This window comes from Burkholderia contaminans, from assembly GCF_029633825.1.
GTDB lineage: Bacteria > Pseudomonadota > Gammaproteobacteria > Burkholderiales > Burkholderiaceae > Burkholderia > Burkholderia contaminans.
This window is the reverse complement of the sequence record NZ_CP090640.1, coordinates 657,288-670,659: the sequence shown is the minus strand read 5'-3', so window position 1 is coordinate 670,659 and position 13,372 is coordinate 657,288. Positions and strand designations below refer to the sequence as shown.

The 13,372-nt window shown below is 69.0% G+C and carries 6 protein-coding genes and 2 pseudogenes; all 8 read left to right on the top strand.

The window, feature by feature from the left end; genetic code table 11:
• Window positions 1-207: 207 nt before the first annotated feature.
• The 8 genes and pseudogenes from imuA to nagE all read left to right on the top strand — a co-directional run bounded on the left by imuA (window position 208) and on the right by nagE (window position 13,257).
• Window positions 208-901 (top strand): annotated as a pseudogene (gene imuA / locus LXE91_RS03135) (translesion DNA synthesis-associated protein ImuA).
• Window positions 834-2,329: pseudogene (locus LXE91_RS03130) on the top strand (Y-family DNA polymerase). The pseudogenes imuA and LXE91_RS03130 overlap by 68 nt, the downstream one beginning before the upstream one ends.
• 6 nt (window positions 2,330-2,335) lie before the next feature.
• Window positions 2,336-5,542 (top strand): error-prone DNA polymerase, encoded by a 3,207-nt coding sequence (locus LXE91_RS03125; RefSeq protein WP_039346127.1) that lies wholly within the window; start codon window positions 2,336-2,338, stop codon window positions 5,540-5,542.
• Window positions 5,543-5,865: 323 nt separating this feature from the next.
• On the top strand, window positions 5,866-6,600 hold the full coding sequence (locus LXE91_RS03120) for a GntR family transcriptional regulator (protein WP_039346124.1): 735 nt from the start codon (window positions 5,866-5,868) through the stop codon (window positions 6,598-6,600).
• Window positions 6,601-6,698: 98 nt separating this feature from the next.
• Window positions 6,699-7,802, top strand: coding sequence for an N-acetylglucosamine-6-phosphate deacetylase (nagA, locus tag LXE91_RS03115; RefSeq protein ID WP_039346122.1), 1,104 nt, complete (start codon window positions 6,699-6,701; stop codon window positions 7,800-7,802).
• The gene (locus tag LXE91_RS03110) at window positions 7,795-8,802 is read left to right on the top strand and encodes an SIS domain-containing protein (RefSeq protein ID WP_039346120.1); all 1,008 of its coding nucleotides are present in this window, start codon (window positions 7,795-7,797) and stop codon (window positions 8,800-8,802) included. The genes nagA and LXE91_RS03110 overlap by 8 nt, the downstream gene beginning before the upstream one ends.
• A 15-nt stretch (window positions 8,803-8,817) precedes the next feature.
• Window positions 8,818-11,400 carry a phosphoenolpyruvate--protein phosphotransferase gene (gene ptsP, locus LXE91_RS03105; RefSeq protein WP_046543584.1) on the top strand — a complete coding sequence of 861 codons (2,583 nt, stop codon included), beginning with the start codon at window positions 8,818-8,820 and terminating at the stop codon, window positions 11,398-11,400.
• A gap of 87 nt (window positions 11,401-11,487) precedes the next feature.
• Window positions 11,488-13,257, top strand: a complete 1,770-nt coding sequence (nagE, locus tag LXE91_RS03100) for an N-acetylglucosamine-specific PTS transporter subunit IIBC (RefSeq protein WP_039346116.1) — start codon at window positions 11,488-11,490, stop codon at window positions 13,255-13,257.
• Window positions 13,258-13,372 lie beyond the last annotated feature (115 nt).

The window sequence follows — 13,372 nt, the reverse complement described above, 5'->3', positions numbered from 1 at the left end:
GGTCAATTAGGGACGGTAGATAGCGAGTGGAGGGAAGAAAGTTGAACCCGCCCTCCAACCCTCAAACTCGAAATCTTGGGCTAGAATACCTGTATATTTATACAGTACTCCTGGAGCCAGATCGTGGGTCGGCCTGTCTTAGCCGCACAGCAGTTACGCACGCCCGAGGAACGGGCGCGCTCCCTCGATGCTGCGCTCGACAGAAATATGTATTCGGAGTCGGGGGGAATAACGCTGTGGCGCGGCTCGCAGCTCGCGCGCGGCGGTCCGCGCACGATCGAGACCGGCTTCGCGCCGCTGTCGGCCGAGTTGCCGGGCGGCGGCTGGCCGGTCGGCGGGCTCGTTGAACTGCTGGCCGCGCAGCCGGGCTGCGGCGAGATGCGGCTGCTCGCGCCCGCGCTCGCGCGCACCGTCAGCGCCCGGCGGCCACTCGCGCTCGTCGCGCCGCCGCAGTCGCCGCATGCGACTGCGCTCGCCAGTCTCGGCGTGCCGTCCGACGCGCTGCTAGTGGCTGCGTGCCGGCAGCCACACCGATGCGTTGTGGGCTGCCGAGCAGGCACTCAAGACCGGTTGTTGCGGCGCGCTGCTGCTGTGGCAGGACGCGCGGCCCGATGCGCTGCGGCGCCTGCATCTCGCGGCCGCGCGCACGGGCGACACGCTGTTCGTGATGCTGCGCCCGCTGTCGGCCGAGCGGCAACCATCGCCGGCCGTGCTGCGCGTCGCGCTGTACCCGGTGCCGGGCGGCGTGTCGCTCGACATCGTCAAGCGGCGTGGCCCCGCCCGCAGCGAGCCGCTCGTGCTCGACCTGCCGTCGCCCATCGTGGAGAGCCGCTATGCGCGTCTTGCTCGGCATCCATCTGCCGCGCCTGCCGCTCGACGTGTGCGTCGCGCTTCCGTCTGACGGTGAGGCGGGCGAGGCTGGCGGCGCAGGCTGTGCGGTGCTCGAGCAGGGTGTCGTGCTGATCGCCGACGCGGCCGCGCGCCGGCAGGGCGTGCGCGCGGGCATGAAGCGCGGCGGCGTGCTCACGCTCGCGCCGCACACGCAACTCGTCGAACGCGATCCCGCGCGCGAGGCCGATGCGCTGCGCGCGGTCGCGCTCGCGTTGCTGCGCTTCTCGCCGTGCGTCGCGCTCGGCGACGAAGCCACGCTGCTCGTCGACGTCGGCCCGAGCCTGCGCCTGTTCGGCGGGTTACCGTCGCTGTGCCGCCAGTACGTGCGACGCTCGCGGCGCTCGGCTATGCGGCACGCCTGTCCGCCGCGCCGACCGGGGGCGGCGCGTGGCTGCTCGCGCGCGTGTCGGCTCGTGCGCGCATCCGGCGCCGTGTCGCGAGCCCGGCCTCGCTTGTCCGTGTGCTCGACAGGCTGCCCTGCGTGCTGCTGCCCGACGCGCGTCCGTATGCGGGCTGGTTCGACGGCCTCGGTTGCCGCACGCTCGCCGATCTGCGCGGGCTGCCGCGCGCGGGGTTGCAGCGCCGCTGCGGTCCCGCGCTGCTGGCCGCGCTCGATCGTGCGTATGGCGACGCGGTCGAGCCGCTTGCATGGATGGCGGTGCCGCCGGTGTTCGACGTGCGGCTCGAATTGCAGGAGCGCGTCGAATACGCCGAAGCCGTGTTGTTCGTTGCGCGGCGGCTCGTCGTGCAGCTGTGCGGCTGGCTGGCCGCGCGGCAACTGTCGCTGGCTGCGATGACGTTCGATCTCGAACACGAGCGCGGTCGCCAGGCCGTACCGCCGACGCCGCTCGAACTGGCGTTCGCGTCGCCGGTGCGTGACGAGGCGCATTTCATGCGGTTGCTCGGCGAGCGGCTCGCGCGCGTCGAGCTGCCGGCCGCGGTGATCGCGGTGCGTCTGAAGGCCACGCGCGTCGAGTCGGTCGCGCCGCCGGCAGACGATCTTTTCCCCGAGCCGGGCGGCACGAAGGAGACGCGTGCGCGGCTCATCGAGCTGCTGGCCGCGCGGCTGGGCACGGACAACGTATTGCGTGCGGCGCCCGTCGCTGATCACCGGCCCGAGGCCGCGAACCGCTGGCTGCCGCTCGATGCGCAAGCGGGCAAGCCGGCCGGCGGGCTGCCGGCCGTGCCGCCGCGTCCCGCGTGGTTGCTGGCCGAACCGCTGCCGCTGCTGATGCGCGGGGAGCGGCCGGTATTCCGTACGCCGCTCAGGATGATGTCGTCACCCGAGCGGATCGAAGCGGGGTGGTTCGACGGTCAGCTCGTCGCGCGCGATTACCACGTCGCGCAGGACGAAGAGGGCGCGTGCTATTGGGTGTTCAGGGAGCGGACGAGCAGCCAGGCGAATCCGCACTGGTTCCTGCACGGCCTGTTCGGGTGAACGACGATGATGGCGGATTTCAGCGGGCTGCCCGATTACGCGGAGTTGTTCTGCCGTTCGAACTTTTCGTTCCTGCATGGCGCGTCGCATGCGGAGGAACTGGTCGAGCGCGCGGTCGAGCTCGGCTATCGCGGCATCGCGATCACCGACGAATGTTCGCTCGCCGGCGCGCCGCGCATGCACATCGCTGCGAAGGCGAAAGGGCTGCCGCTCGTCATCGGTTCGTATTTCGACATCACGCCGGACGAAGTCGCGCCCGGCCAGGATCCCGGCCCTGGTGCGTTCGGGCTCGTGCTGCTCGCGCAGAATCGCGAGGGCTACGGCAATCTTTCCGAGCTGATTTCGTGGCGGCGGATGGCCTCGCCGAAGGGCACTTACACGCTGACGTCGCGAATGCTGTCGAGGCCGCCCGAAGCATTCGCACACCTGCGCGGGATGCCCGACTGCTTCGCGATTCTCGTGCCCGCGTATCCGGTGCGTGCTGATGTACTCGATGCGCAGGTCGCGTGGTTTCGCGCAACGTTCGGCGAGCGTGCGCGGCTCGGGCTCGTGCAGTTGCAGCGGGCGCTGGACGGCCCACAGCGCGAGGAGATTCGCGAGGCCGGTGAGCGGCGACGCGTGCGGATCGTCGCGCTCGGCGACGTGACGATGCACGTGCGCTCGTGCAAGCCGCTGCAGGACGTGATGACGGCGATTCGCGTCGGGATGCCCGTCTCCGAATGCGGGTACGCGCTTGCGCCGAATGCAGAGCAGCATCTGCGTACGCGCGGGCGGATCGCGAAGTTGTTTTCGGCGGACGAGATCGAGGAGACGTGCGCGATGCTCGATGCGTGCGATTTCGAGCTCGATTCGTTGCGCTATGAGTATCCCGACGAGATCGTGCCCGAGGAGCATACGCCGACGAGCTACCTGGAACAGGAAACCATGGCGGGCGCGGCCGATCGTTATCCGCAGGGTGTTCCCGAGAAGGTCGAAAAGCAGATCCGCCATGAACTCGACCTGATCGCGAAGCTGAAATACGAGCCGTTCTTCCTGACCGTCTACGACATCGTCAAATACGCGCGCAGCCAGAACATCCTGTGCCAGGGCCGCGGCTCGGCCGCGAACTCGGTCGTCTGCTATTGCCTCGGCATCACCGAGGTCGATCCCGACCAGAGCACGATGCTGTTCGAGCGCTTCATCAGCGCGGAGCGTGGTGAGCCGCCCGATATCGACGTCGACTTCGAGCACCAGCGACGCGAGGAAGTGATCCAGCATATCTACAAAAAATACGGCAAGGATCGCGCCGCGCTCGCGGCCGCCGTATCGACGTATCGCCCGCGCGGCGTGCTGCGCGAAACCGGCAAGGCGCTCGGTGTCGATCCGATGCTGGTCGATCGCGTCGCAAAGGGGCATCGCTGGTTCGACGGCAGCCGCGACCTGCTGCAGCAATTCTCGTCGACCGGGCTCGACCCGCAAACGCCGCTGATCCGCACCTGGGCCGAACTCGCCGCCCGCTTGCTCAACTTCCCGCGCCACCTGTCGCAGCACTCGGGCGGCTTCGTGATCAGCCGCGGCAAGCTCACGCGGCTCGTGCCGGTCGAGAACGCGGCAATGGACGGGCGGCGCGTGATCCAGTGGGACAAGGACGATCTCGAAGCACTCGGGTTGATGAAGGTCGACGTGCTCGCACTCGGCATGCTGTCGGCGCTGCATCGCGCATTCGACATGCGCACCGCGTGGCGCGGGCCGCCGGAGCCGGGTGGCGAGCCGTTCACGCTGAAGCACATTCCGCAGGATGATAAGGCGACCTACGACATGATCTGCCGTGCCGACACGGTCGGCGTGTTCCAGATCGAATCGCGCGCGCAGATGTCGATGCTGCCGCGCCTGCGTCCGAAGACTTACTACGATCTGGTGATCGAGGTTGCGATCGTGCGGCCGGGGCCGATCCAGGGCGGGGCCGTGCACCCCTATCTGAAACGCCGCCAGGGACTCGAAAAGGTCAGTTATCCGAAGGAGGACCTGAAGCCTGCACTTGAACGTACGTACGGCGTGCCGATCTTTCAGGAACAGGTGATGCAGATCGCGATGATCGCGGCAGGCTTCACGCCCGGCGAGGCTGATGAACTGCGCCGCGCGATGGCCGCGTGGAAGCGCAAGGGCAATCTCGAGAAATATCACAGCAAGATCGTCGACGGGATGCGCGAGCGCGACTATCCACCCGACTTCGCCGAACAGATCTTCGAACAGATCAAGGGCTTCGGCGATTACGGTTTCCCCGAAAGCCACGCAGCAAGCTTCGCGAAACTCGCGTACGCCAGCAGCTGGCTCAAATGCCACGAACCGGCGATCTTCCTCGCCGCGCTGCTGAACAGCCAGCCGATGGGTTTCTACCCGCCGTCGCAGCTCGTGCAGGATGCGAAGCGGCACGGCGTGCGGGTGCTGCCGATCGACGTGACGCAAAGCAACTGGGAAGCATCGCTCGAAGCGCTGCCCGACCAGCCGCCTCCGCACGGCCAGCCGGCCGTGCGGCTCGGCCTGTCGCTCGTGCGCGGCCTCGGCGAAGCCGCCGCACGCCGCATCGAAGCCGCCCGCACGGCGGCCGGCCCGTTCGACAACGTCGACACCCTCGCGCGTCGCGCGCAACTCGAACGCCGCGATCTCGAAGCGCTCGCCGCCGCGAATGCGCTTGCGACGCTCGCCGGCCATCGCCGCGATGCGCTATGGCAAGCGGTTGCCGCCGCCCCCGAACGCGACCTGCTCGCGACCGCGCCGATCGACGAACCCGAGCAGCCCGCACTCGGCGCGCCGTCGGAAGCCGACGACATCCTCGCCGATTACCACACCACCGGCCTCACGCTGAACCGCCACCCCGTCGCGCTGCTGCGGCCCGAGCTGCGCGCGCGGCGGCTGTCGTCCGCGGCCGAATTGCACGACCGCCCCGACGGCCGGCTCGCGCGTGCGTGCGGGCTCGTGACCGCACGGCAGATGCCGGGCACCGCGAAAGGCGTGATGTTCATGACGCTCGAGGACGAAACGGGCTGCGTGAACCTGATCGTCCGGCCCGAGCTGCTCGCGCGGCAGCGCCGCGAAACCCTCGATTCGCGGCTGCTTGCCGCGTCCGGCGTGTGGCAGGTCGCGAGCGACGTGAGGCATCTCGTCGTGCAGCACTTCGAGGATCTGACGCCGCTGCTCGGCGGCCTGCGCACGTCGAGCCGCGAGTTCCACTGACGCAACCGGCGCGCTGCCGAACGCGTGGTGTCTCGCCATCCGTGCATACCAGTCGGCTCAACTGGTTCTATCCAGGTCTCATATTCCCGCCTAAAACCCGGACGAACCGCGTACCGGAACTGTCCCCTTGCATACCAATCCGGGTAAATCCCTACCCCGTACTTCGTTGTAAACAAAGGGTTTATGAGGACTAAAACGCTTGCCGGGCAAGGCTTCCGGCGATTTCGGCATAGCTAATACCAGTTCGTTGACTGGTATTATTGTGGTTATATAATGCGTTCACTTTCGACGATCGTGGATCGTCGTCCGACACCCGGAGGCACATGGAAACCGGCTGGTCCGAACTGGCGCCCGATCCCCTCAGCGACACGCCGCTTTATCTGCAGCTCGCCCGCAACCTGGCGAGCGCGATCCACGCCGGCGCGTGGCGGGCCGGCGAGGCGCTGCCGTCGGAGCGGCTGCTGTCGGTGTCGGTCGGCGTGTCGCGGATCACGGCCCGTCGCGCACTCGCGCTGCTGGTCGAGCAGGGGCTGATCAAGCGGGCGCGCGGGGCGGGCAGCTTCATCACGCCGCGTGTCGCCGATCCGCTGTCGCGTCTCGTCGGCTTCACCGCGAAGATGCAGCAGCGCGGCTTCGTGCCCGATTCGGTGTGGCTGTCGCGGACGCTGCGTGCCGCAAACCGCGACGAGATCACGCGGCTCGGCCTCGCGCCCGGTGCGACGGTGGCGCGGCTCGAACGGCTGCGCCGCGCGGACGGCATCGTGATGGCCGTCGAGCACTCGACGCTGCCGGCCGCGGTGGTGCCCGATCCGCAGGCGCTCGGTGCGTCGCTGTACGAATACCTCGAAGCGCGCGGCATGACCGTCGTGCGCGCGCTGCAGCACTTTCGCGCGGCGAACGCAACGCACGCGATCGCGAAATGGATGGCGGTGAAGCCGGGTTCGGCACTGCTGGTGATCACGCGGATCGGCTACGGCGCCGACCAGCGCGCGATCGAAGTGAGCGAAACGTATTGCCGCGACGATTACTACGACTTCGTCGCCGAACTGAAACGCTGACGCGCGAGACTGCCCGCGCGCGACACGCGTGAAGCAACGACACGGATTTGCAAATCACGACGCGGATGCCCGCGTCACCAGATCATCAAGAGAACGTCATGCTGACTGGAAACATCCTTACCCCCGACGGCTGGATTCACGGTTCGCTCGATAGCGAGAACGGCCGCATCACGACCCTCGACGGCAAGCCCGTCGATCCCGCGACGAACGACGCGCCCTACATCCTGCCCGGCTTCATCGACCTGCACGTGCACGGCGGTGGCGGCGCCGACGTGATGGAAGGCGGCGACGCGATCGAGACGATCGCCCGCACGCACGCGCAATTCGGCACGACGAGCCTGCTCGCGACGACGATGACCGCGCCGCGCGACGAACTGATGCAGGTCGTCGCGAACCTCGGCACCGTCGCGCGCACCCGCACGCCGGGAGGCGCCCGCGTGCTCGGCGTGCACCTCGAGGGCCCGTACATCAACCCCGGCAAGCTCGGCGCGCAACCCGACGCGGCCGTGTCGGCCGTGCTCGACGAAGTGCTGAAGTACCTGTCGATCGCACCGATTCGCGTCGTCACGCTCGCGCCGGAAATTGCCGGCCACATCGAGATCATCGGCGAGATGGCCGCGCGCGGCGTGCGCGTGCAACTCGGCCATTCGCTCGCGACCTACGACGACGCGGTGGCCGCGCTCAAGCACGGCGCGTGCGGTTTCACGCACCTGTTCAACGCGATGTCGCCGCTGCATCACCGCAACCCGGGCCTCGTGGGCGCGGCGCTTGCTCATGCCGAATACGCGGAAATCATCCCCGACCTGCTGCACGTCCACCCGGGCGCGATTCGTGCTGCGCTGCGCGCGATCCCGCGCCTGTACGTCGTGACCGACAGCACGTCCGCAACCGGCATGCCCGACGGCGAATACCGGCTCGGCAGCCAGCACGTGACGAAGTGCCTCGGCGGCGTGCGCCTCGCCGACGGCACGCTCGCCGGCAGCACGCTGACGATGGACCAGGCGCTGCGCAACCTCGTGTCGCTCGGCCTGCCGATCGCCGACGTGTCGAACCGGATGTCGCGCTACGCGGCCGACTACCTCGGCGTCGCCGATCGCGGCCGCCTCGAGCGCGGCGCATGGGCCGACCTCGCGGTGTTCGACCGCGACCTGAACCTCACCGCGACCTACGTCGAAGGAGAATCGATTGTCGAATATGCTTAAGGAAGCGCGCGAGTCCGCCCAGGTCGTCGCTGCGCAGCTCGCCGACACCACGCGCGTCGAAGCGCTCGCCGGCCAATTGCTCGACCACCCGCCGGCCGTCGCGCTGACGGTCGCACGCGGCAGCTCGGATCACGCCGCGAGCTATTTCGCGAGCCTGACGATGAGCCGCCTCGGCGTGCCGGTCGCATCGCTGCCGATGTCGGTCGCGACGCTGCAGCAGGCGCCGCTGAAGGTGCAGGACCAGCTCGCGATCGCCTTCTCCCAGTCGGGCAAGAGCCCCGATCTCGTCAATACGATGGCCGCGCTGCGCGAAGCCGGCGCGCGCACCGTCGCCGCGGTGAACGTGCTGCCGTCGCCGCTCGCCGACGCGTGCGAGCACCAGTTGCCGCTGCTTGCCGGCCCCGAACTGTCGGTCGCCGCGACGAAGAGCTATATCGCGATGCTGTCGCTGTCCGCGCAGATCGTCGCGTACTGGCAGCGCGACGCCGCGCTGACGACCGCACTGCGCGGCCTGCCCGACGTGCTCGCGCAGGCCGGCCGGCTCGACTGGTCGCAGGCGGTGGCCGCGCTCGCGGGTGTCGAACGGATGATCGTGATCGGCCGCGGCCTGGGCCTCGCGATCGCGCAGGAAGCCGCGCTGAAGCTGAAGGAGACGTCCGGCATCCAGGCCGAGGCGTTCTCGAGCGCCGAAGTCCGTCACGGCCCGATGGAGCTGATCGACCGCGACTATCCGCTGCTCGTGTTCGCTCCGCCGGGGCCCGAGCAGGCCGGCCTGCTGCAGCTTGCCGCAGACATGCGCGCCCGCGGCGCCGCCGTGCTGCTCGCGGCGCCCGCCGGCATACCCGGCGCGACGCTGCCGCTTGCGCAGTCTGCCCATTCGGCGCTCGACCCGATCGCCGCCATTCTTTCGTTCTACGTGATGGCGGCGGATCTCGCCGTTGCGCGCGGCCGCAATCCCGACACGCCGCGCCACCTGAACAAAGTCACCGAAACGCACTGATAGCCGAGACCGCCGATGAGACGCGCCGAGGAGTCCCAGTTGAAGAGCCCCACCCACGATCAGATCGTCCTGCTTTCCCCGTTGACGGGGCCGATCGTCGCGCTGGCCGACGTGCCCGATCCGGTGTTCTCCGGCGGGATGTTCGGCGACGGCATCGGTGTCGACCCGCTCGCGGGCCAGCTCGTCGCACCGTGCGCGGGCGTCGTGTCGCATCTCGCGCGCACGGGCCACGCGGTGACGATCACGACGCCGCAGGGCGCGGAAGTGCTGCTGCACATCGGCATCGATACCGTCGAGCTGAACGGACAGGGTTTCATCGCGCACGTCGAGGCGGGCGCGCGTGTCGAGGCGGGCACGCTGCTGATCGAGTTCGACCAGGACGCGGTGGCGCGCAGCGCGCATTCGCTCGTGTCGGTGGTCGCGATCGCCAACTCGGATGCGTTCGAGGTCGTCGATCGTGCCAGCGGCTTCGCGACGGCCGGCAAGACGCCGCTGCTCGTGCTGCGCGGCAAGGGCGAAGCGGCCGTGCAGGCGGCGCAAACCGGCGCCGCGGCGCAGAACGAAGTGCGCCGTGAAATCGTGCTGGCGCAACCGGGCGGCCTGCATGCGCGGCCGGCCGCGCGGGCGCGCGAAGCCGTGCGCGGGTTCGACGCGACCGTCGACGTGCTGTTCGACGGCCGCAAGGCGTCGATCGCGAGCGTCGTCGGCCTGCTCGGCCTCGGCGCCGGCGAAGGCGCGACGGTCGAGCTCGTTGGTCGCGGCGCCCATGCACAGCAGGCCGTCGATGCGGTCGAGCACGAGCTGCTGCGCGAAGCGCACGGCGAAGTCGAGGAGCAACCGGCGCGGCTGAAGTCGCCCGCGCCGCAGACGGTCGCACGCAACGTCGGTGCCCCTGTCGAACCCAACACGCTCGCAGGCGTGTGCGCGGCGCCCGGCATCGCGGTCGGCACGCTGGTGCGTCTCGACGATGCGGAAATCGTGCCGCCCGAGCAGGCCGCCGGCACGCCGGCCACGGAAAGCCGCCAGCTCGACCAGGCGCTGAAGGCGGTCGACGCCGAACTCGCCGAAACCGTGCGCAACGCATCGGCGCGCGGCGCGGTCGGCGAAGCGGGCATCTTCGCGGTGCACCGTGTGCTGCTCGAGGACCCGACGCTGATCGACGCGGCGCGCGACCTGATCAGCCTCGGCAAGAGCGCAGGCTTCGCATGGCGCGCGACGATCCGCACGCAGATCGATACGCTGTCGAAGCTCGACGATGCACTGCTCGCCGAACGCGCGGCCGACCTGCGCGACATCGAGAAGCGCGTGCAGCGTGCGCTCGGCCATACGAACGGCGCCGCGCGTGTGCTGCCCGACGAAGCGGTGCTCGCAGCCGAGGAATTCACGCCGTCCGACCTGTCGTCGCTCGATCGCCAGCGCGTGACCGCGCTCGTGATGGCGCGCGGCGGTGCGACTTCGCACGCGGCGATCATCGCGCGGCAGCTCGGCATCCCGGCGCTGGTTGCGGTCGGCGATGCGCTGTACGCGATTCCGGACGGCACGCAGGTCGTCGTCGATGCGAGCGCGGGCCGGCTCGAACACGCACCGACCGCGCTCGACGTCGAGCGCGCGCGGCACGAGCGCCAGCGTCTGGACGGCGTGCGCGAGGCGAACCGGCAACTGGCGGGTGAAGCGGCTGCGACGGTCGACGGTCGCGCGATCGAGGTCGCCGCGAACATCGCGACGCTCGACGACGCGAACACCGCGGTCGACAACGGCGCCGACGCAGTCGGCCTGCTGCGCACCGAACTGATGTTCATCCATCGCCAGGCCGCACCGACGGCGGTCGAACACCAGCAGAGCTACCAGTCGATCGTCGACGCATTGCAGGGCCGCACGGCGATCATCCGCACCCTCGACGTCGGCGCCGACAAGGAAGTCGACTACCTGACGCTGCCGCCCGAACCGAACCCGGCGCTCGGCCTGCGCGGCATCCGTCTCGCGCAGGTGCGCCCCGATCTGCTCGACGATCAGTTGCAGGGCCTGCTCGCGGTGAAGCCGTTCGGCGCGGTGCGCATCCTGCTGCCGATGGTGACCGACGCGGGCGAGCTCGTACGGCTGCGCAAGCGCATCGACGAATTCGCGCGTGCGCAGGGCCGCACCGAGCCGATCGAGGTCGGCGTGATGATCGAGGTGCCGTCGGCCGCGCTGCTGGCCGACCAGCTCGCGCAGCACGCGGATTTCCTGTCGATCGGCACCAACGACCTGACGCAGTACACGCTCGCGATGGGCCGCTGCCAGGCCGATCTCGCTGCGCAGTCCGACGGCCTGCATCCGGCCGTGCTGCGCCTGATCGACATCGCGGTGCGCGGCGCCGCGAAGCACGGCAAGTGGGTGGGCGTGTGCGGCGCGCTCGGCGGCGATCCGCTCGCGGTGCCGATCCTGGTGGGTCTCGGCGTGACCGAACTGTCGGTCGACCCCGTATCGGTGCCGGGCATCAAGGCGCGTGTGCGCCGTCTCGATTACCAGTTGTGCCGTCAGCGCGCGCAGGATCTGCTCGCGCTCGATTCGGCACAGGCGGTAAGGGCAGCAAGCCGCGAGGTCTGGCCGCTCGACTGAGCGTCGACGGCAGGTTCGCGACCGGTTTCAAGACGAAAGCAATTAGGTCAACGACGATTAATGACGAGACAAGGATTGGAGGACTGAATGAACGGGAATCCGTTTCTGAAAATACAGGGCCTGGGCCGGGCGCTGATGCTGCCGATCGCGGTGCTGCCGGTTGCCGGCATCCTGCTGCGGCTCGGCCAGCCGGACGTGTTCAACATCAAGATGATCGCCGACGCCGGCGGTGCGATCTTCGACAACCTGCCGCTGCTGTTCGCGATCGGCGTGGCGGTCGGTTTCGCGAAGGACAACAACGGCGTGGCAGCGCTCGCGGGCGCGATCGGCTACCTGATCGAAACCGCGATCATGAAGGACATCGATCCCAAGCTGAACATGGGCGTGCTGTCCGGGATCATCGCGGGTGTGGTCGCGGGCCTGCTGTACAACCGTTATAAAGACATCAAGCTGCCGGACTACCTTGCGTTCTTCGGCGGCAAACGGTTCGTGCCGATCATCACGGGGCTGGTCTGCGTGATACTCGGCATCGCGTTCGGGTACGTCTGGCAGCCGATCCAGCATGCGATCGACGCGGCCGGCCAGTGGCTGACGACGGCGGGCGCGATCGGCGCGTTCGTGTTCGGCTTCCTGAACCGCCTGCTGCTCGTCACGGGCCTGCACCACATCATCAACTCGCTCGCGTGGTTCGTGTTCGGCAACTTCACGCCGCCCGCCGGCGGCGAGATCGTGCACGGCGACCTGCACCGCTTCTTCGCGGGCGACCCGACCGCGGGCACTTTCATGGCCGGCTTCTTCCCGATCATGATGTTCGGCCTGCCGGCCGCGTGTCTCGCGATGCTGCACGAAGCGCCGAAGGAACGCCGCGCGATGGTGGGCGGCCTGCTGTTCTCGATGGCGCTCACGTCGTTCCTGACCGGCGTGACCGAGCCGATCGAATTCAGCTTCATGTTCCTCGCACCGGTGCTGTACGTGATCCACGCGGTGCTGACGGGGCTGTCGCTCGCGATCTGCCAGATCCTCGGCGTGAAGCTCGGCTTCACGTTCTCGGCCGGCGCGATCGACTACGTGCTGAACTACGGGCTGTCGACGAAGGGCTGGATCGCGATCCCGCTCGGCATCGCGTACGGCGCCGCGTACTACGGGCTGTTCCGTTTCTTCATCCGCAAGTTCAACATGGCCACGCCGGGCCGTGAGCCGGCATCGGCCGATGCGGCCGAGCAATCGTACGCATCGGGCGGCTTCGTCGCACCGGCGGCCGGTGCCGCGGCTACGGCTGCCGCGCCGCGTGCGCAACGCTACATCGCCGCGCTCGGCGGCGCAGGCAACCTGTCGGTCGTCGACGCGTGCACGACGCGCCTGCGCCTGACCGTCGTCGATCCGGAGAAGGTGTCGGAGCCGGAGCTGAAGTCGATCGGCGCGCGCGGCGTGCTCAAGCGCGGCGGCAACAGCGTGCAGGTGATCATCGGGCCCGAGGCCGACATCATTGCAGACGAGATGCGTGCCGCGATCGGCAGCGGCGCGGCAGGGGCGGCATCGACGGCGACGGCCGCTGTCGCACAGCCCGTCACGGGCGCGGCCGCCGGCCCGCTCGATCCGGAGCCGACGCGCTGGCTCGCGGTGTTCGGCGGTGCGACCAACGTCGTATCGCTCGATGCGGTCGCGACCACGCGCCTGCGTGTGGTCGTGCGCGATCCGTCGGCGGTCGATCGCGATCGTCTCGGTGCGCTCGACGTCGCGTGGGTGTCGCTCGACACGTTCCACATCGTCTGCGGCAACGCGGCCGCACGCTATGCCGAACAGCTCGGTGCGCGCCTGCCGCCGTCGGGCAGCGGGGCGGCTGCTCAACCGGCCTGATGCGGATGCGATGAAGCCGTCCTGATCCGCGCTGCGGGTTCGGGCCGGCCGGCAAAACGAAAACGGCTTGCGATGCGTCGCAAGCCGTTTTTCCTTGGTGCGGGCGACGGCGTGA